Annotated in this window: 17 protein-coding genes, 1 riboswitch and 2 other annotated features (1 of these 20 only partly in view); of the genes, 4 read left to right on the top strand and 13 right to left on the bottom strand. The window is 31.1% G+C overall.

Annotated elements, in window-relative coordinates:
- Nucleotides 1-12 (bottom strand) — a binding site (T-box leader) (it extends 245 nt beyond the left edge of the window).
- 161 nt (nucleotides 13-173) lie between these two features.
- A complete protein-coding gene (locus ACQZHJ_RS17065) occupies nucleotides 174-767 on the top strand; it encodes an FUSC family protein (protein ID WP_430486673.1) in 594 nt (197 codons plus the stop codon).
- Between the two features lie 32 nt (nucleotides 768-799).
- Entirely contained in the window at nucleotides 800-1,309 is a 510-nt protein-coding gene (locus ACQZHJ_RS17070; RefSeq protein ID WP_430486674.1) for an FUSC family protein, read from the top strand.
- 40 nt (nucleotides 1,310-1,349) lie between these two features.
- Here ACQZHJ_RS17070 and ACQZHJ_RS17075 read toward each other — a convergent pair whose 3' ends face one another.
- From ACQZHJ_RS17075 to ACQZHJ_RS17105, 7 genes are all read right to left on the bottom strand, one after another.
- Nucleotides 1,350-3,065 carry a Na+/H+ antiporter NhaC family protein gene (locus ACQZHJ_RS17075; RefSeq protein WP_430486675.1) on the bottom strand — a complete coding sequence of 572 codons (1,716 nt, stop codon included), beginning with the start codon at nucleotides 3,063-3,065 and terminating at the stop codon, nucleotides 1,350-1,352.
- A gap of 179 nt (nucleotides 3,066-3,244) precedes the next feature.
- Nucleotides 3,245-3,420, bottom strand: a riboswitch (Lysine riboswitch).
- A gap of 92 nt (nucleotides 3,421-3,512) precedes the next feature.
- Nucleotides 3,513-5,126: an ABC1 kinase family protein gene (locus tag ACQZHJ_RS17080; protein WP_430486676.1), complete on the bottom strand. Its 1,614-nt coding sequence runs from the start codon at nucleotides 5,124-5,126 to the stop codon at nucleotides 3,513-3,515.
- A 196-nt stretch (nucleotides 5,127-5,322) separates the two neighbouring features.
- Nucleotides 5,323-5,661 (bottom strand): phasin family protein, encoded by a 339-nt coding sequence (locus ACQZHJ_RS17085; protein ID WP_430486677.1) that lies wholly within the window; start codon nucleotides 5,659-5,661, stop codon nucleotides 5,323-5,325.
- 109 nt (nucleotides 5,662-5,770) lie between these two features.
- Entirely contained in the window at nucleotides 5,771-7,015 is a 1,245-nt protein-coding gene (locus tag ACQZHJ_RS17090; RefSeq protein WP_430486678.1) for an aminopeptidase P family protein, read from the bottom strand.
- 153 nt (nucleotides 7,016-7,168) lie between these two features.
- Nucleotides 7,169-9,766 (bottom strand): bifunctional acetaldehyde-CoA/alcohol dehydrogenase, encoded by a 2,598-nt coding sequence (gene adhE / locus ACQZHJ_RS17095; RefSeq protein WP_430486679.1) that lies wholly within the window; start codon nucleotides 9,764-9,766, stop codon nucleotides 7,169-7,171.
- Nucleotides 9,767-10,208: 442 nt separating this feature from the next.
- The gene (locus tag ACQZHJ_RS17100) at nucleotides 10,209-10,727 is read right to left on the bottom strand and encodes a spore maturation protein (protein ID WP_430486680.1); all 519 of its coding nucleotides are present in this window, start codon (nucleotides 10,725-10,727) and stop codon (nucleotides 10,209-10,211) included.
- Nucleotides 10,728-10,739: 12 nt separating this feature from the next.
- Nucleotides 10,740-11,318 (bottom strand): nucleoside recognition domain-containing protein, encoded by a 579-nt coding sequence (locus ACQZHJ_RS17105; RefSeq protein WP_430486681.1) that lies wholly within the window; start codon nucleotides 11,316-11,318, stop codon nucleotides 10,740-10,742.
- A 111-nt stretch (nucleotides 11,319-11,429) separates the two neighbouring features.
- On the opposite strand from ACQZHJ_RS17105, the gene ACQZHJ_RS17110 reads away from it, so the two are divergent.
- Nucleotides 11,430-11,609 carry a hypothetical protein gene (locus tag ACQZHJ_RS17110; RefSeq protein ID WP_430486682.1) on the top strand — a complete coding sequence of 60 codons (180 nt, stop codon included), beginning with the start codon at nucleotides 11,430-11,432 and terminating at the stop codon, nucleotides 11,607-11,609.
- Nucleotides 11,610-11,653: 44 nt separating this feature from the next.
- Here ACQZHJ_RS17110 and ACQZHJ_RS17115 read toward each other — a convergent pair whose 3' ends face one another.
- The 5 genes from ACQZHJ_RS17115 to ACQZHJ_RS17135 all read right to left on the bottom strand — a co-directional run bounded on the left by ACQZHJ_RS17115 (nucleotide 11,654) and on the right by ACQZHJ_RS17135 (nucleotide 16,130).
- The gene (locus tag ACQZHJ_RS17115) at nucleotides 11,654-13,024 is read right to left on the bottom strand and encodes an MATE family efflux transporter (protein ID WP_430486683.1); all 1,371 of its coding nucleotides are present in this window, start codon (nucleotides 13,022-13,024) and stop codon (nucleotides 11,654-11,656) included.
- A gap of 135 nt (nucleotides 13,025-13,159) precedes the next feature.
- The gene (locus ACQZHJ_RS17120; RefSeq protein WP_430486685.1) at nucleotides 13,160-13,795 is read right to left on the bottom strand and encodes a hypothetical protein; all 636 of its coding nucleotides are present in this window, start codon (nucleotides 13,793-13,795) and stop codon (nucleotides 13,160-13,162) included.
- A gap of 112 nt (nucleotides 13,796-13,907) precedes the next feature.
- Nucleotides 13,908-14,600: a cytochrome c biogenesis CcdA family protein gene (locus tag ACQZHJ_RS17125; RefSeq protein ID WP_430486686.1), complete on the bottom strand. Its 693-nt coding sequence runs from the start codon at nucleotides 14,598-14,600 to the stop codon at nucleotides 13,908-13,910.
- Nucleotides 14,601-14,606: 6 nt separating this feature from the next.
- Nucleotides 14,607-15,032, bottom strand: coding sequence for a thioredoxin fold domain-containing protein (locus tag ACQZHJ_RS17130; RefSeq protein WP_430486687.1), 426 nt, complete (start codon nucleotides 15,030-15,032; stop codon nucleotides 14,607-14,609).
- Between the two features lie 99 nt (nucleotides 15,033-15,131).
- Entirely contained in the window at nucleotides 15,132-16,130 is a 999-nt protein-coding gene (locus tag ACQZHJ_RS17135; protein ID WP_430486688.1) for a LacI family DNA-binding transcriptional regulator, read from the bottom strand.
- Nucleotides 16,131-16,459: 329 nt separating this feature from the next.
- On the opposite strand from ACQZHJ_RS17135, the gene ACQZHJ_RS17140 reads away from it, so the two are divergent.
- Nucleotides 16,460-16,786 (top strand): rhodanese-like domain-containing protein, encoded by a 327-nt coding sequence (locus ACQZHJ_RS17140; RefSeq protein ID WP_430486689.1) that lies wholly within the window; start codon nucleotides 16,460-16,462, stop codon nucleotides 16,784-16,786.
- An 82-nt stretch (nucleotides 16,787-16,868) separates the two neighbouring features.
- On the opposite strand, the gene ileS is transcribed toward ACQZHJ_RS17140, so the two are convergent.
- Nucleotides 16,869-19,988 carry an isoleucine--tRNA ligase gene (gene ileS / locus ACQZHJ_RS17145; protein ID WP_430486690.1) on the bottom strand — a complete coding sequence of 1,040 codons (3,120 nt, stop codon included), beginning with the start codon at nucleotides 19,986-19,988 and terminating at the stop codon, nucleotides 16,869-16,871.
- A gap of 96 nt (nucleotides 19,989-20,084) precedes the next feature.
- Nucleotides 20,085-20,371 (bottom strand) — a binding site (T-box leader).
- Between the last annotated feature and the right edge of the window lie 93 nt (nucleotides 20,372-20,464).

Below are 20,464 nucleotides of genomic sequence, written 5' to 3' on the forward strand. Positions count from 1 at the left end.
CATAGCATTTATTTACTTAATTTAAATTATAAGATTAGATTAACTGTACTGTCAATCGTTTTTAGCTTTAAATTCTCCTATATTCTATATTTCTTGTTATTTGTAATAATATGAAAATATTATATACTATCTATATTGGTTCAATATCACAAATCGTTAGGAGGTCTTAATTCATGAAAGGATTAACCTTGCCTAAAATAGGTGCAAGAAATCTAAAGACAGCTTTAGCTGTTACACTTTGTATAGTTGTCTTTGAACTAATTGGTAGACCCTATCCATTTTATGCATGTATAGCCGCTGTAATATGTATGAAAGATACCGTTGAAAGCTCTATGAAAATCGGAAAAGATAGAATGATTGGAACTATAACAGGAGCCTGCGTTGGTATATCTTTAACATTCATAGCTATATCATTTAAACTTACCAATTTTCAAGGAACTATAACAGGGTTAGGAATTATATTAACAATTTATCTACTTAATCTTCTTAAAAAAAATAGTTCTGTTGTAATTGCCTGTATAGTATTAATAGCTATAATGACTAATCTACATGGAAAAACACCTTATGTATATGCATTCGATAGAGTTATAGACACATTTATAGGTATAATAATTGCTCTTCTAATAAATAATTACATATATAAGTATGAAAAAAAAGTTATGAAAGACATAGAAAACATAGAAGAGAAAATCCTAAGACTTGAAAAAGAAGTTAAAGATGATATAAAAAAAGACATAGAAAACTTTGAAAATAAGAAGAAAAAATAATATAATTTAGCATAACACTATATGATTTAGGGGTGAAATATTTGTTCAACTTTAGCCTGCAAACTATAGGAGCTAGAAATCTAAAAACCTCATTGGCAGTTTTTATTTGTATAATAACCTTTGAGCTTTTAGGTCGCTCTAGTGCCTTCTTTGCTTGTATAGCTGCTATGATGTGTATGCAAGATACTGTTGAAAATTCTTATAAGATGGGAAAGAACAGAATGCTTGGTACTTCTATTGGTGCCATTGTAGGTTTAACCTTAACTGCTATCTTTAACATATTGAATTTAGATCATTTTCTTACTTACGCTTTCTTAACAGCTTTAGGAACAACAGTGGCAATATACTTTTGTATTTTATTTAAATGCAAAGGAGCCGTAAATAGTGCTTGTATTGTTGTCTTTGCAATTATGACAAGTCTAAAGGGAGTTGGCTCATATAATTATGCCTTCAATAGAATTATAGATACGTTCATTGGAGTTATAATAGGTATTTTAGTCAACAGACTTGTATATCCTTATAAAAAGACCAAAGAAGCATAAAAAAAAGAGAAGAATTAGATTCTTCTCTTTTTTATTTATATTAATTATTAGCCGCTGGCTCTTCTACTTTTTTACCGAATATCATAGTTAGTATAAATAAAGCTATTAAAGATATTGGTAATACTACCCAAAAGCTTAATCCTAACCCTGCTGGAATATATCCAAATACTACTGTTATAGCTCCAACAAATAACGCATACCATATCTGAGTTCTAACGTGTTCTATGTGGTCACAGCCTGCTCCAGTTGAAGAAAGGATTGTTGTATCTGATATTGGAGAGCAATGATCTCCAAATATTGCTCCTGTTAAAACTGCTGATGTACTAACTATTACAAACTGCCAATCTGGATTTATAGCAAATGCTAATGGGATTGCTAAAGGCATTAATATTCCCATTGTTCCATAAGCTGTACCTGTTGCAAAAGCAATTACTGAACCAAGTATAAATATAATAGCTGGTAACAAGAATGCTGGTATTGTATCTGATAATACTCCAACTAAATAAGCAGCAGTTCCTAACTCTTTTATTACGGAACTTAATGACCAAGCTAATATAAGAATTACTCCTGTTATTAAAAGACCTTTCATTCCTTCAACCCATATTCCTATACCTTCTGATATAGTAAATATTTTTCTACCTACACCTAAGGCTAAAGCAACTATTGTAGCTAATAATGCTGATTGGAATAAAACTATTGAAGCATCAGCATTTGAGAAAGCAGCCTGTATGCTTGCAAAGCTTAGTGGAGAGTTATTCATCATCTCTATTATTGCCAAATCTTCTCCACCCATTACAGTTACCCATCCACTGTAATAAAATCCAATTAATGATGAGCCTATTAAAACACCTATTGGAATTATTGCATTCCATACACTTAACTTGATTCCCTCTATTGGTTCTAAATCTTCACTATCTGTTGCTGTTTCTGTAACTGGTAATACTTCACCTTTTCTAGCTCTTCTCTCAGCTTTAAGCATTGGGCCAAACTCTCTTAAAGTAATTGCTGATATAACAACAAAAGCTAAGATTAATATGTTATAAAATCTATAAGGTATAGTTTCTAAGAAAACTCCAAATCCATCTGCTTCTATTCCAACACTTTGAAGCGCATCTCCTATTAATCCAACCTCTAATCCTATCCAAGTTGATATTATTGCTAACCCCGCTATTGGAGCTGCAGTAGCATCTATAACAAAAGCTAATTTTTCTCTTGAAACACCTAATTTATCTGTAACTGGTCTCATTATAGGACCAACTATTAATGAATTTGCATAATCATCAAAGAAAACTGCTAACCCTAAAAGCCAAGTTGTAAGCTGTGCACTTTTAACTGTCTTAGCTTTTCTTGCTAAAGCTTCAGCTATCGCCTTAGCTCCTCCCATTTTAGCTACTAAGTGAATAACTCCTCCTATAACTAAAACTTGAAGGATAATACCTGCATTCCATGGATCCGCTAAAGAGTTTAAAGCTCTATAAGTAAAATCTATAAATCCTTGAGTTAACGCTTGAATTACGTTAAATCCGTTTAGTTGTAACATTACGCATCCTGTCATTGTACCTATGAATAGTGAAACTATAACATTCTTTGTTATGAAAGCTAGCACTATTGAAACTAATGGTGGTAAAACCGTCCATAAGCCAAATTTAGCTGAGTTTACCGCCGCAATATCTTCAGTTGCAAAAACTAAAGTTGAACATAGCATTGTCATAATAAAAACTGCTAAAAAAACTTGAAATCTTGTTCTGTTTCTCATTTTGAAATCCCCCTTAAAATATTAGTGAATTAATCTATAGAGGCCCTATTTTCATTACTATTATCTCTAAATACTTTTATATTTATTAATAAAAAAAGACCTTAGGCTTAATCAACCTAAGGTCTTAATAGTACGAAACTTCTCTGTTAAATAAACATATTCTTACTAGTATGATTCCCTAAGATGATAGCACTCCACAAATTTTCTTGTGACAGTGTTACACATATTCTGTGCAACCCCAGCATCTAGCCTCAAAGCTTTGACTAGAAACTTCGGCGATAATCCCTTTCCTAACACTTCTACGTTGCTTAACTCTGTCTTAGTACTATTGATTGCTCGCGCCTCTACCTCTTTTAAACTATTCACTTTTCGAATTATTATATTGTATATATTTATACACTATAACTATGAGTGTTTCAACCATTTTATAACTTTATTAACTATTTATTAAAAAAATCCAGACTTTATTATAGAAATTAAAAGCCAAAATCCAAATACTCCAGAAACAACAAATCCTATAACACCTAATAATGGAACTCCTTCAAAAGTAGGACCAATCCTAGCATCTACTATTAAAGAAGAGCCTATTATCATACATCCAACAATAAGTGCAAATGATATTCTATTAACCATTCTATTTAAATCAGTTAAAGGCTTATCCAGTCCATTAACCTCTATCTGCATCTTAGTTCTTCCATTTGATAAACTATCCACTAGCTCTGAAAACTTAGTAGGAATCTCAAGGCTTTTTTCTGCAAATTTATATGCACCAATTATAAGTTTATCCTTATCTAAACTTTCTAGCATTGCCTCTTTATTTCTTTCTTTTATGTAAGGGAAAATACACTCCATAATCTCTAGATCTGGATCAATTTTCGCTACAACCCCTTCTAAAATCACTATAGACCTTACTAAAGTAACAAGTTCTTTAGGCATTTGCAAATTATTTCTTTCAGCTATATCAAATATCTCTTTGAATAAATCTGATATTTTTATACTTTTTAAAGAAGCATTTATGTATCTTAAAACTATGTTGTTTAAGTCATCATATAAAATCGAAGTCTTAACTGGTCCCTTTCTTATGGCAATAGCATTAACGAAATCAACTAAAGTATCTATATCATCTAAAGCCATTGCTATCATAGCCTTCGTAAGCCATTTTTTAAGATTTGCATCTAGTTCTCCAACTAGGCCAAAATCTATAAAATATATCTTACCATCTTTTATGAAAAGATTTCCTGGATGGGGGTCACCATGAAAAAATCCATCTTCAAATACTTGTTTAAAAAACGAATTAGCTAATTTATTCGCTATATCTTTTCTATCATATCCTTCACGCTCTAATATCTTATCATCAGTTATTTTGTACCCTTCAATATACTCCATTGTTAAAACTTTTTTAGAAGTCAATCTATCTATAATTGTAGGTGCACTAACACATGCAACATTTTTATTTAAAACTTTAAATTTAACTGTATTCTTAGCCTCTTTTATAAAATCAAGTTCTTTAAGCGTAGCATCTTCAATTTCTTTAAATGCTTCAAATGGATTTACAGGAATATTAGACATATGTGCTGTTGTAAATCTACTTAATCTTCTAAGTATGCTTAAATCAAGCTTCATCTTCTCTGCAATTTCATAATGTTGAACCTTAACAACAACCTCTCTTCCATCAAGCAAAGTAGCTCTATGAACTTGCGCAATAGATGCTGATGCTAATGGTCTTTCACTAAAATACGTAAAGTAAGTATCTATACTTGTTCCAAAAGATTCTTGAAATATTTCTTTAACTTTATCAAAACTAGTTATCTCATTCTCATCCTGAAGCTTCTCCAGCTCCTTTATATAAGCCTTAGGAAGTAAATCTGGCCTTGTACTAAGTATTTGTCCTATCTTAACAAATGTAGCCCCTAATTCCTCTAAAGCCTCTCTAAAAGCCTGTGGTCTAGGTTCACCTTTTTTGCTATTAGGTAATTTGCTAGATACTAAGAAATCAAAACCATAATAAGTAAAAACCCTAACAATTTCTCTTAACCTCTGAACACCTTGTCTCTTACTCATAAACTCACCTCCTATACTATCTAACTTAGAAAAACTATTGTTATTTTCCATAAGCAATTTAATTTTTTAATTTATAACCTTACTTATATCAAAAATCTAAATAAAACTTATAAATATCTTAAAAAACTTAACCTAAGTTCCCTAATATATTTATAAGTTTTATCATCAATTGATTTTGAGATATATCTCAAAAACCTTACTCTTCTCTATTATTTAATTTATCTTCTAAAACAGCTACTCTCTCTCTTAATTTATTTATTTCTTCAAGAGTTTCTTTATTAGCTTCATCATACATAGCTTTGAAGTCATCCTTTGAAAAAGGTTTAAGCTTCTCTAATTTTTCATTTATTTCATTTGTAGCTTCATTTGTTCTTTCTTGTACATTTCTTTTTAATTCTTCTGATAATACTTTACCATCTTCAACAGTCATTCTTCCTTTAGAAACCATGTCTCCTATGAAAGAATCTGCTTTTTCATAAGCTGTAGCAGCAGTTCCAACTCCAGCTAACATAGCTTTTTTTAATTCATTTATCATATTGATCATCTCCTAAAACCATAGTATTTTCTTATGAATTTATTTAATTCTACTCTTAATTTCTTCAGAAATAAAGCTTATTATTCTTAAAGTAAACTTAAATTTAGAATTATTTATTACTCATAAACTTCTCTATATCTTCTACTGATTTTATGCAATCCTTAGTTAAAACTTCACAACCATCTTTAGTAACTAAAACATCATCCTCTATTCTAATACCGATACACTCTTCTTCAATGTATAGTCCAGGCTCTACAGTATATACCATTCCTTCTTCAAGGATTATATTTCTCTTTCCAACATCATGAGTATCAAGTCCTAAGCTATGTCCTATTGAGTGGAAGTAATACTTTCTAAACTCTTTCTTATCTTCAATAAGTCCAAGTCTAACACAAGCTTCTGCTAAAAGGTTATTCGCCTTTTCATTTAACTCAACAAAACCTACTCCAGGTCTTATAGAGTTTATTATCTCTTCATTAACCTTTAAAACTTCCTCATATACTTCTTTTTGTCTTTTTGAGAATTTACCATTAGCAGGGAATGTTCTTGATATATCTCCATTATAGTAGTTAACTTGAGCACCTAAATCAAATAGAATTAAATCCCCATCTTTGATTTCACTATTATTATCTACATAATGTAAAGTAGCCGCATTAACTCCAGCTGCTGCTATTGTTTTGAAAGCATAATCCTTAACACCATGCTGCTTTAAATAGAAATCAAAGTAAGCCTCTAATTCATATTCCTTCATTCCAGGCTTACACTCTTTCATTAAAAGTTCTACACCCTTAGCCGTTATGTCTGCAGCCTTCTTGATTTCTTCTACTTCTTCTGCACATTTAATCTGTCTTAGATCAGCTATTTTACTATAAGTATCCTTTACTACCACCTGAGGATATTTTTCTCTTATTTCCTTAGCAAATCCTTGACTCTTACTAACCTCTTCGTTAAATCCTACTCTCTCTAAATCTAAGTATAAGATCTCAGCTATTCCATTAACAAATAAAGTGTTTAAATCACCTTCAAATTGTTCTAAGTATTTTATATTTTCAATTCCTGAAACCTCTTTAGCCTCATAATCTCTAATTGTCTTTCCAGTCCATTTTTCTTGCTCTAAATTAGGTCTTAATATATATAAGTTCTCTTCGGTGATTCCACCAATCTTTTTAATAACTAAAATATGTTTTTCTTCATCTATTCCTGTTAAGTAATAGAAATTTCTATTAGGAGTAAATGGGAAATACTCATCAGCAGTCTTTCTCTTTGCTTCTCCTGCAAACAATACTAGTACTGAATTATCATCTAATTTCTTTAATAAATTCTCTCTGTTCTTAGTAAAAACTAATTTGTTCATCTAAATCCCTCCAATTCCTATTTATTAAATTTTACCATATATACCTTTTAAAATCTTATCTTTAGAATGACATATTTTTATTTTTATCTAAATTAAAAAAAATACTCACTAGTTACCTAGTGAGTATTTATTATTCATCTTAGTACAAAACTACTAAACTCTGTCTTTTTTGCCTTCGAAAGCGTTAGTGTACATTTGCTTGATTTCACTGATTAATGGGTATCTTGGGTTAGCTCCTGTACATTGGTCATCGAATGCATCTTCACTCATTTTTTCTAATGTAGCGTAGAAGGCTTCTTTTGAAACTCCGCAATCAGCTATTGTTGCAGGGATTCCAACAGTCTTCTTAAGACCATCTATAGCTTTGATTAAGTTGTTAACTTTCTCATCTTCATTCTTTCCACCTAATCCTAAGTAGTCAGCTATTACAGCGTATCTCCACTTAGCATTTGGATACTTGTATTGTGGGAATGCAGCTTGTTTTCTTGGGTTGTCAACAGCGTTGAATCTTATTACTTGGTCGATTAAGATTCCGTTAGCAACTCCGTGAGCTATATGGTGCTCTGATCCTAATTTGTGTGCCATTGAGTGACATACTCCTAAGAATGCGTTAGCGAATGCCATACCTGCCATTGTTGAAGCGTGAGCCATTTTCTCTCTTGCTTTAACATTTGTAGTTCCCTCAGCGTAAGCTTGTGGTAAGTATTTGAATATTAATCTGATAGCTTCTAAAGCTAATCCGTTAGTGTACTCTGATGCTAAAACTGAAACATAAGCTTCTAAAGCATGAGTTAATGCGTCAATTCCTGATGCAGCTGTTAATCCTTTTGGCATGTTCATCATAAGTTCAGCATCTATGATAGCCATATCTGGAGTTAACTCGTAATCTGCTAATGGGTATTTTACTCCTGTTTCTTCATCAGTTATAACTGCGAATGGAGTTACTTCTGAACCAGTACCAGCTGATGTTGGAACTGAAATCATCATAGCTTTTTGACCCATAGTTGGGAATGGGTAAACTCTCTTTCTTATATCCATAAATCTCATTGCTAAATCTTCGAAAGCAACTTCTGGATGCTCATACATTACCCACATAATCTTAGCAGCGTCCATTGGTGAACCTCCACCAAGAGCTATGATTGCATCTGGTTGATAGCTTCTCATTGCTTCAGCACCTTTTTTAGCACATGCTAAAGTTGGGTCTGGAGTAACTTCTGAGAATACTCTGAAATCTACACCTATTTCTTCTAAAACATTTGTTATTTTATCAACATATCCTAGACTAGCTAGTACGTTGTCTGTTACTATAAATACTTTTTTCTTGTTTAAATCTTTTAATTCTCTAAGAGCAACTCCTAAAGCACCATATTTGAAGTAAACTTTTTCTGGAACTCTGAACCAAAGCATATTTTCTCTCCTTTCAGCTACACTCTTAATGTTAATTAAGTGTTTAGGACCAACGTTTTCTGAAACTGAGTTTCCACCCCATGATCCGCAACCTAATGTTAATGAAGGTGCTAGCTTAAAGTTGTAGATATCTCCGATTGCTCCTTGAGTTGATGGCATGTTGATTATTGTTCTACCAGTTTTCATAGTAGCACCAAATTTCATGATTCTGTCTTGTGACTTCATTCTATCTGTATATAAAACTGAAGTATGACCAAATCCACCAAGTTCAACTAATCTTTCAGCTTTAACTAAAGCTTCTTCGAAGTTAGCAACTCTGTACATTCCTAATACTGGTGATAATTTCTCGTGTGAGAATGGCTCTTCTAATTCAACTGATTCAACTTCACCTATTAAAACTTTAGTGTCTTTTGGAACTTTAACACCAGCCATATCAGCTATTTTCCATGCTGATTGACCAACTATGTTAGCATTTAAGTTACCGTTTATTAAAATTGTTTTTCTTACTTTATCTATTTCTTTATCTTTTAAGAAGTAAGCTCCTCTGTCAGCGAACTCTTTTCTTACTTCATCGTAAACTTCATCAACAACTAATACAGTTTGCTCTGATGCACAGATAACTCCGTTATCGAAAGTTTTTGATAATAATATTGAGTTTACTGCCATTTTTAAGTGAGCAGTTTCATCTATGATAGCTGGTGTATTACCTGCTCCAACTCCGATAGCTGGTTTACCTGATGAGTAAGCGGCTTTAACCATTCCTGGACCACCAGTAGCTAGTATGATATCAGCTTCTGCCATTAATACTTGTGACATTTCAACTGATGGCTCATCTATCCATCCGATTATATCCTTAGGAGCTCCAGCTTTAACTGCTGCTTCTAAAACAACTCTTGCTGCTTCTATTGTTGAGTTTTTAGCTCTTGGGTGTGGTGAGAAGAATACAGCGTTTCTAGTCTTTAATGATATTAAAGCTTTGAATATAGCTGTTGATGTTGGGTTTGTAGTAGGAACGATTGCTGCTACAACTCCGATTGGCTCAGCCACTTTTGTGATACCGAATGATTCATCTTTTTCTATTATTCCACAAGTTTTTTCATCCTTGTATTTGTTGTATATGTATTCAGCAGCGAAATGGTTTTTGATAACTTTATCTTCAACGATTCCCATTCCTGACTCTTCAACTGCCATTTTAGCTAATCTGATTCTTTCATTATTAGCTGCTACTGCTGCTTGTCTAAATATCTCATCTACTTGCTCTTGTGAGAATTTTGAGAACTCTTTTTGAGCTGCTCTTACTTTCTCTAATCTAAGCATTAATTCATCTACGTTTGTTACTTTCATGATACCCACCTCATTTAGATTAGTTTCTAATATTTTTTCATAATATATGTAAAATTTAATTAAAAGCGTTTTAGTTAAGTTTTTAACTTTAATAATATTCCATTTAGTGATATTTTTTCATTATTTTTTGTAATTTTTTTCATTTGTAAGCTTTTCATACTTCATTGCAAAGTTGTTTACCAACCTTACGAGATTATAATATCATCTTTCAAAGATGAAATCCAGACATTTTCTTACATTTTTTACATTTTATCGACAAAAATTCGTTATTTTTTTAACTATTTTGTGATTTTTTTATCAACTTTAAAGATTTACATTTTAGTTAAACGATTTCTGTAATTTTTTGGATTATTTCTGTATCATATTCATATTAAAATTAAATCCTCTTTTGTTCATCACTTTCTTTAGTATTATATTGCTATATTTTTGTTATTTTATTCAGCTATAGACCAAAAAATATACTTACTATTAATACAGCCATAATTATGGCTGTTAAATCAGCCATAAATGCAGCCCAAAATGTATGTCTTATCTTTTTTATTCCTACTGCTCCAAAATAAACTGTTATTGTGTAAAATATAGTTTCTGTTCCTCCCATTATTACAGATGATATTAATCCTTCTCTTGTATCTGGTCCTAATGTATTTATTAATTCAGTATATACACCTAATGCTCCACTTCCTGATAAAGGTTTTATAAGAACTAAAGGTACAACATCTTTTGGTAGGCCTATAAACGAAACAAAGGGTTCCATAAAATCATTTAATAAATTAAGTAAATTAGCATCCTTAAATATTCTTATTGCAATCATCATAGCTAATAAAGCAGGGAAAATCTTCAAACATACTGTTAGTCCTTCTTTTGCACCCTCTAAAAACCATTCATAAACTTTTCTTCCTTTAAACATTCCATATAGAACAATTAAAAGAAATATTATTGGAATTATGTTATTTACAAACAAGCTTTTCCCTCCTTAAAAATATCTTTGTAGTATTTTGCAACAAGCAACGCCTACACAACATGCTATAAATGTACATATTATTGCTGGAATTATAATGCTAGCAGGCTCACTTGATCCAGCTGCTGCTCTTATAGATATTACTGTAGATGGTATTAACTGAATACATGCAGCATTTATAACTAGGAACAAAGCCATGTCATTTGATGCTTTTCCATCGGTTTCTTTATTAATCTTATTTAATTCAATCATTGCCTTTATTCCAAGAGGAGTTGCAGCATTTGATAAACCAAACATATTAGCTGTAAGATTCATGACAATCGCTCCCATAGCTTCATCACTATGTGCACTTTCTTTAAACAACTTCCTTAATATAGGATTTAAAAGCTTAGCTACCTTTGAAGTTAATCCACTTTTCTCTGCGATTTTCATAACTCCACACCAGAAACACATGATTCCAACTAAGGAAATAATAAACTTTACTGCACCTTCCGAAGATTCCGTTAAGCCCTTTGTAATCAACTCTCCCTGGCCTGTCACTATGCTAAAAATCAACCCTGAAGCTATAATTGCAAACCATATATAATTAATCATCTCTCCTCCCAAATCATAAGTAATTTCTGTATAATATATGCCTTGCATAGATAGAATAGTAGTGTTACCATAAAACTACAAAGAACGAATTTACTTCAAAGGAGAATTTATATGAACGAAAATAACTTAAAATTAGCTCAACAAGATATAGATGAGGTTTTAAAAACAGTTGAAGAATTAGAAGGTCAAATAGAAGATTTATCAAAAGATGCTATAAAACAAAAATTCGTTACGTTAACAGAGAAAGTAAGAAAACTTGAAGATTTATTAAAAGATGAAGGTATTATATAAATAGAAAAGCTGAGCTTAGAAAATTCTAAACTCAGCTTTTTTTATTATATTGCTTCTTCTGTCTCTTCTATTCCATCTTCTCTTCTAAACTCTTTTACCATAAATAATGCTGTAATAACAGTTGATAAAAAGTCTGATGTTGTACCTGCTAACCATACTCCTATTAATCCTAATCCTGCTACTCTAGGTAATATGATTGTAAGTGGTATTAAAAGAATAACTTGTCTTAATAAGCTTAAGAACATTGCAAGCTTTGCTTTGCCTATTGATTGGAAGTAGTTTGAACCAACTATAGGTATTCCTATTATAGGCATCATTAATAAGTAAATTCTTAATCCTGGAACTCCAATATCTAATAACTGAGGATCTGCATTGAACATACTTATTGCTACTTCTGGGAATGTTTGAATTAGTATTCCACCAATAACTAATATTACAGTAGCTGCTATTATAGCTAGCTTAACTGTTTTTTGAGCCCTATGATACTGCTTAGCTCCATAATTATATCCTATTATAGGCTGTGATCCTTGGTTTATTCCAAAGATAGGCATCAAGAATATCATTGATATAGATGATATTGCTGCCATAGCGCCTATGGCTAAATCTCCACCATATGTTTTCAAAGCATTGTTAGCTATTATCTGAACAGCACTTGCTGCCATTTGCATTGAAAATGGTGCAACTCCTATTGCTAAAATTATCTTTACTAATCTCCACTCTAATTTAAAAGTTTCAAATTTCAATTTAAGATTTGAAGAACCTAAAGTATAGTAATAAAGCATTATTACTGTAGTAACTATTTGAGAAATTACTGTAGCCCATGCAGCACCTTTAATTCCCCAATTAAGTACAAATATAAATACAGCATCTAATATAACATTTATAATACATCCTAAAATCATTATAGCTGCTGACATCTTTGGATTACCGTCTGCTCTTATTGTACTATATAAAGAGAATGACATTAAATTGAATATTGTCCCAAGAAGTATTACATTTATATATTCCTTAGCATAAAAAATTGTTGATTCACTAGCTCCAAATAAGTTCAATATGTTATTTGCAAATATAATACCTACAGCTGTTAATATTAATGATATTATTGCAATTAATATTACAGAGTTTCCTAAAATCTTCTCTGCATCTTTTCTATTGTTTTGTCCAAACTTTATGGATATATTTGCTGTAGCTCCTATTCCTATAAGCATTCCAAAACCAAGTAGTATAGACATAATAGGCATTGTTATTCCAACACCAGTTATGGCAAGTGGACCTACTTCTGGTATATGTCCAATAAACATTCTATCTACAATATTATAAAGTGCATTTACAAGCATCCCTATAATTGCAGGTACAGAGTATTTAAGTAAAAGCTTTATTTCTGATTCTTCCCCTAATAATTTCTGATCTTTCATAATCCTCTCCTCCTTTGAATCAACATTTCTTAAATATATGCATTAGTCTATTATACATTAATATTTAATTTTTAGTCAGACATATTTTCAATTAAAAAAGACTAAAAGTAAATCTCTACTTTTAGTCTTTATATACTAATTAGTGCTTAAATCTCTATAAATTACATTTCCAGCTACTAAATTAAAGCTTAATGCAATATTTAATATTAACGTAAATATTATTATAGCAGGAATGCTTTGATTTAAGAACATAGCTAAAGCCATTGTAATAAGGTTTAGTATCATAACTAAAACGAACTGCTTTAACAATACATCTAAGAAATTATTTTTTATTAAATCAAAACTTCTCTTTATACTATTAACTACTGTACTATCTTCAACTACTGCAATCTGCATAGCTAATATGAAAAAGACTTGTAACACTATTCCTAATGGTGCAAATATTCCAGATCCAAAACTTACTACAAAAGTTTGAATTATGAATACACCTAATGGGAATATTGGATTTTTAAAGGATTCTTTAATTGTCTCAACCCAAGTAAGCTTAGTTCCTCTAGCAAAACTATTAACAAGCTTTATTATAGCTATTGCTGAAAATCCTGAACAGAATATACTAAGGAAACTTAATATTCCTATCCTTCCTATTAGTATTGCTGGTATTGCAAAGAGTACAGATATAAAAACTATATCAAGTAAATTACTTTTAATTATATTAAATGTTGATTTTATGAATTGTCCAACTGACATCTTATTTCTTATGTTTTTTTTCATACGTTCCTCCCAATAAAAAATAGTTATTAATATAGATAATATCAAATTTAACAACTATTTTGATTGAGTTCATTTTAATTTAACACTTTCTACTTATTTGGTTTAAAATTGTTTATGCCCCTAAATAGAAAAGATAGAATCCTACTAAAATAATTATCACACCTAATATATTCTTTAATATATTTCCTACCTTTTGTCCTTTTTCTGAATAAGCTATTTTCTCCACAAAACCAAATGATGTTCCTGTAAGTATTATTAAAATACTATGTCCCATTGAATACATAAGAAGCATTATAACCCCTAATGGTAAGTTTCCACTTGCTGCAATAAATGCTATTATAGCCGCCATTATTGGTGTTGCACAAGGTGAAGCCAAAACTCCACTTACTATTCCTAAGAAAAACACCTCTAAAAAACCTTCTCTCTTCTTTGGTATTTTACAAGCATCTTTTTTATCTCCAAAAATATTTATTATATTCATTACTTGAAGACCCGAAACAATCATTATTAAAGCAAGGATTATATACCAGAACTTCCCCGCTCCTAAAAAAGCTTTTCCTATAATAGCTGTAATAACTCCTATACTAGTAAATGTTAAAGCTATTCCAATAGAGAAAATTATTGAATATCTTAAGGCTTTCTTATCGTCCTTAACTCCATTTCCTTGAACATATCCTATTAATAAAGGAATAGATGATAATGTACAAGGACTAAATGACGCAACTACGCCAGCAAAGAATGATAATATTACTGCTAAAATAGTATTATCTGAAATAACTTGATTAAAATATGCTAAAAACTCCATAGGATTTTATACCCCCAAAGATTTTATTACATTTTCTATATCATTAGACCTCATAAGACCTTGATGAGTGTAAAACTCACTACCGTCTTTGTCTAAGAATACTGTTGTAGGAACTACATATGCACCATATTTATATGCTAATTCTAAGTTCTTCTCTTCCTCTAACCTAGCATAATAAACATTAAACTTACCAGGATACTTATTAGCAACTATACTTATTTCTTCTTGCATTTCAACGCAATATGGACAAGTATCTGTCTTAAACATTATAAGTGTAGGAATTCCACTTTTAGCATCCTCTAAATTTGTAATAACATTAGTTTCTTCACTAGATTTATCTCTTCGTTCTTCAATATAATTTTTTCCAAAGTATATACCGAGCAAAGTAAGTAGAATTAAAGATATAACTATCATCTTCTTTTTATTTCCCATATTATCCCCCTTATTAAAATACCCCTATTTTTTGTATAAAAAAAGGTAACATAATTTTATATTATGTTACCTAATGATTATGCATTTTTTATGCATTAATTACTTACAACTATCTCTTTTAACTAAATCATGTTCTAAAACGAAATGATCTTGCTCTAAAGGCTTGTTGTTTATTATTTTAATTAACATTCTCATAGCTATTGATCCCATATCATACATTGGTTGTGATACAGTAGTTAATTTTGGATAGAATACATGAGCTAAGTCAATGTCATTGAATCCTATAACACTAACTTCTTCAGGAACCTTTATTCCTTTATCTCTTAAAGCATTTATAGCTCCCATAGCTATTTCGTCAGAAGCACAGATTACACCCTCTATCTTCTGTCCTTTTTCAAGCATTGCTAAAATAGCATCATATCCTGTTTTAACCTTTAAGTTTTTGAAATATGTTAATTCTTCATTGAATTCTATTCCAGCTTCAGCTAATGCAGCCTTATAACCTTGGAATCTTTTACCCCAAGCGTTATTTAAGTCACCTTCAACTCCAATGAAAGCTATATTCTTCATGTCTTTATCTATTAAATGCTTTGTAGCCTCATATGTAGCTTTTTCATTATCTATTGTTACACTTGGGAATTTGCCATTTTGCTCATCATTCTCTACTAAAACTGTTTTTAAATCTAATTCATTTATTAGATTTAAAGTTTCTTCTCCTAGTGATGAACTCATATAAAGAACTCCATCAACCATTTTTTCTTTAAGTACTCTTAAATACTCTTTTTCTTTTTCTAAGTCTAAATCTGAATTACATAACATAACATTATATTTGTAAATGTTTGCTACGTCTTCAGCACCTCTAACTATCTCAGGATACATCTGATTTGATATATCAGGCACTAATATACCTATAGTTCTTGTTCTATGTGTTTTTAAACTTCTTGCAACTATATTAGGTCTATACCCTAATTTTTTTATAGCTTCTACTACTTTTTTCTTAGTTTCTTCGTTTACAACGTCTATGTCATTTAATACTCTTGAAACTGTTGCTATTGATACTCCGGCTTCTCTAGCAACGTCTTTAATTGAAGCAGCCATCTAACTCAACTCCTATACTTAACTTTATTACCTATCTATTATCTTAGTACTTCAATATTATAATGATAACTTTACATTTATACAAGGAATTTATGTATATTTGTGTAATTTGCTTAAATTCCTTTTAACTTTTTTAATTTAAAAACGTTTTCTTATTAATAATTGTAATAAAATTCAAGTATTAATTCAATGCAAAAACTCATTAAATCCTTTAAATTTTCTACAATTTCACAATTATGTTGTATAATCAAATATATTATTAGTCATAGGTTAACCATACTTATGTAATATTATAATAACATTAAAAACTTATTAGGAGGCAAACTTAAATGTATAAAGATATAGATATAACAGAATCAATTAAATTGATAGAAGAAAATAAAGATTTATTAATATTAGATGTAAGAACTGAAGAGGAATATGAATTTGATGGTCATATAAAAAATGCTAAACTTATTCCACTTGGTAAACTTCTTTTTGACTTAGATGAACTTGATGGGTATGAAGAATCTCCAATTCTTGTTTACTGTAGAAGAGGTTCAAGAAGTATGCAAGCTTGTGAAATTTTAGAGGATAACGGCTTTGAAAATCTTTATAATATGATGGGCGGTTTCTCAAAGTTAGTTAATGAAGGTGCCGAAAGACCTTTGGACTAAATAATTTTTTACATAAGATTATTATTTAAAACAGAGATAAAAGAAAAAGAAGGTAATTTCTTACCTTCTTTTTTTATTTAAATTAAGCTCTTTTTTGAACAGCCATTTTTAATAATTCACCGTTAATTTTAGCTTCTGAGTAATCAGCTTCTCCATTATAAACAATTTCTTCAGTTAAAGTTTCTTTCTTTATAACATCTTCAAATTTCTTGATTACATCTATAAGCATATCATTATCAGCAACATAAAGAGTTATTTTATCAGCAACCTCAAATCCACTTTCTTTTCTCATGTTTTGGATTTTTGATATCATTTCTCTTACATGACCTTCTTCTCTTAACTCTGGAGTGATAGTTGTATCTAAAACAACACCAACTGAACCTTCTCCAGCAAATGCGAATCCTTCTAATCCTTGCATTGTTACAAGTAAGCTTTCAGCATTTAACTCTATTTCATTTCCATCTATAGTGATAACCTCTGTTCCACCATTTTGGATTTTTTGAGCTAATTCCATTTGGTCTCTTGAAGCTATTTCTTTTCTTATAGCAGGTATTAACTTACCGTAAACTCTTCCTAAAACAGGTAAATTAGGCTTAATTTCAAAGTTAACATACTTAGAAAGGTCAGCTCCTAATTCAACTTCCTTGATATTTAACTCATCTTTAATTATGTCTCCATAATAGTCAGGAAGCTCAGTTGTTGAAAGAAGCATTTTTGAAAGTGGCTGTCTATTCTTGATGTTAGCACCATTTCTAGCACTTCTACCAAGCTTAACTATTCTGTAAGCTAAGTCCATTTTCTCTTCTAACTTCTTGTCTATAGCCTTTTCATCAACTTCTGGCCATGTTCCTAAGTGGATACTTTCTAAAGCATCTTTATCTAGGTTAACAACTAAGTTTTGGTAGATTTCTTCAGTTATAAATGGTACGAATGGAGCAGCAACTTTACATAGAGTAACTAATACTCTGTATAAAGTAGTGTAAGCACCTATCTTATCATCAGTTAACTCTTCTGACCAGTATCTTGATCTGTTTCTTCTTACATACCAGTTTGATAACTCATCTGTGAACTCTTCAATTTCTAAAGCAGCTTGAGTAATTCTGTAGTTTTCTAAGTGGTTATCTACATCCTTAATTAAAGTATTAAGTTTTGACATTATCCACTTATCCATTACATTGTCTGATACGAAATCTTTATAATCTAATGGGTTGAACTTATCTAAGTCTGCATATAAAACGTAGAATGAGTAAACATTCCATAATGTGCTTAAGAACTTTCTTTGAGTCTCAGCAACATCATTTATTGAGAATCTAGTTGGTAACCATGGAGCACTCGCTGTGTAGAAATGCCATCTAGTAGCATCTGCACCTTGTGAATCAAGTACTTCAAATGGATCTACTGCATTACCCTTAGATTTTGACATCTTTAAGCCTTTACCATCAAGAACATGACCTAAAACTATACAGTTTTCAAACGGATTTCTATCAAATATAGCAGTTGATATTGCTAACATTGTGTAGAACCATCCTCTTGTTTGGTCAACAGCTTCTGATATGAATTGAGCTGGGTAGTTTTCATCGAATAATTCTTTGTTCTCAAATGGGTAGTGAAGTTGTGCAAATGGCATTGATCCTGAGTCAAACCAACAGTCAATAACCTCTGCTGTTCTCTTCATCTCTTTATTACAGTGAGGACAATTTAAATGAACTTTATCAATGTATGGTTTATGAAGCTCTATACCATCAGGAACATTTATTCCTTTAGCTTTTAATTCTTCAATACTTCCGATACATTCTCTGTGTCCACATTCACATTCCCATATTGGAAGTGGTGTTCCCCAGTATCTATCTCTTGAGATACCCCAATCTATAACATTCTCTAAGAACTTACCAAATCTTCCGTTCTTAATGTTATCTGGGTACCAATTTATCTTATCATTGTTAGCTAAAAGTTTGTCTCTTAATGTTGACATTGCAACAAACCAGCTCTCTTTTGGATAGTAAAGAAGCGGTGTATCACATCTCCAGCAATGTGGGTATGAGTGAGTATGTCTTTCAGCTTTGAATAATTTATTTTCTTCTTTTAAGTAATCAACTATTTGTTGGTCACATTTCTTAACGAATTTTCCAGCCCATGGAGTTACTTCTTTAACAAAGTTACCACTTAAGTCAACTAAGTTTAAGAATGCTAATCCATTTTGCTTTCCAATTAAGTTATCGTCTTCTCCATAAGCAGGAGCTATATGAACGATTCCTGTACCATCTGATAAAGTTACGTAGTCACCATGAACAACTACGAAAGCTTTTCCTTCAGTTGGTGTTACGAATGGTAATAATTGCTCATATTCCATTCCTAATAATTCTTCACCTTTGAACTCTTTAACTATCTCGAATCCTTCTCCTAAAACTTTAGGTGCTAAATCTTTAGCTAAGATGTAGATTTCATCATTATCAGCTTGTTTAGCTTCAACGTAGTCATAAGCTTTGTTTACACATAAAGCTACGTTTGAAGGTAAAGTCCAAGGAGTTGTTGTCCAAGCTAAGAAGTACTTATTGTCTTCTCCTTTAACTTTGAACTTAGCTACAGCTGTTAAGTCCTTAACATCCTTGTATCCTTGTGAAACTTCGTGTGATGATAAACTTGTTCCACATCTTGGGCAGTAAGGCATTGTTTTATAACCTTTGTATAAAAGTTTCTTATCCCACATTTGTTTTAAAGCCCACCATACTGACTCTATGTATGGGTTGTGGTAAGTAACATATGGATTCTCCATATCTACCCAGTAACCAATCTGCTCAGTCATTTTTTCCCACATGCTAACATATGTGAAAACACTGTCCTTACACTCAGTTACGAATTTCTCTACTCCATAATCCTCTATTTGAGGCTTACCTGAGATTCCTAATTTCTTCTCTATTTCAAGTTCAACTGGAAGTCCGTGAGTATCCCATCCTGCTTTTCTTATTACTTTATAACCCTTCATAACTTTATATCTTGGGATTATATCTTTCATAACTCTTGTTAAGATATGTCCTACGTGAGGCTTTCCGTTTGCTGTTGGAGGCCCATCATAGAATGTGAAATATTCACCATCTTGGTTCATATCAAAGTTCTTTTGGATTACATCTTTTTCTTTCCAAAGGTTTGCAACTTCTTTTTCTACGCCAACAAAACCTTTAGGTAATTCAACTTTTTTGTACATATTGAAACTCCTTTCCTACTTCTTTAATATTTAAATTATTTACTTATAATTGATTATTTAGCCAAAACTTTATTGAAAAATAAAAAAACTCCATCCTAAAAGGACGAAGTTATATTCGCTATACCACCTAAAGTTTAAACCTATCTATTGATTCAATTATAAATATTAAAAATTTGCATGTTTTTGATAGGCATAATTAAAAGCACATTATTTATGCTCGCATCCTATAACGTGGATAAACGGGATAAACTTAATAAGAATCTAATTCCTTTCAGCCTCCAACTCCCAGGTGATTTTCCTTAAATATCCTTATAGTTTCGCACCAACCAACTACTCTCTGAAAAAGCTTCTACTTAAGTACTTGCCCTGTTCACAGTCTTTAAAAAAATTATATAATAGCACTTTTAAAAAGTCAACGAAGTAAATCCATATATTTGAAAGCTTTTCTTATTTATTTCATAATATAAAATCTCACT

This window comes from Clostridium sp. B9 (genome assembly GCF_050509515.1).
Taxonomy (GTDB): Bacteria; Bacillota; Clostridia; order Clostridiales; family Clostridiaceae; genus Sarcina.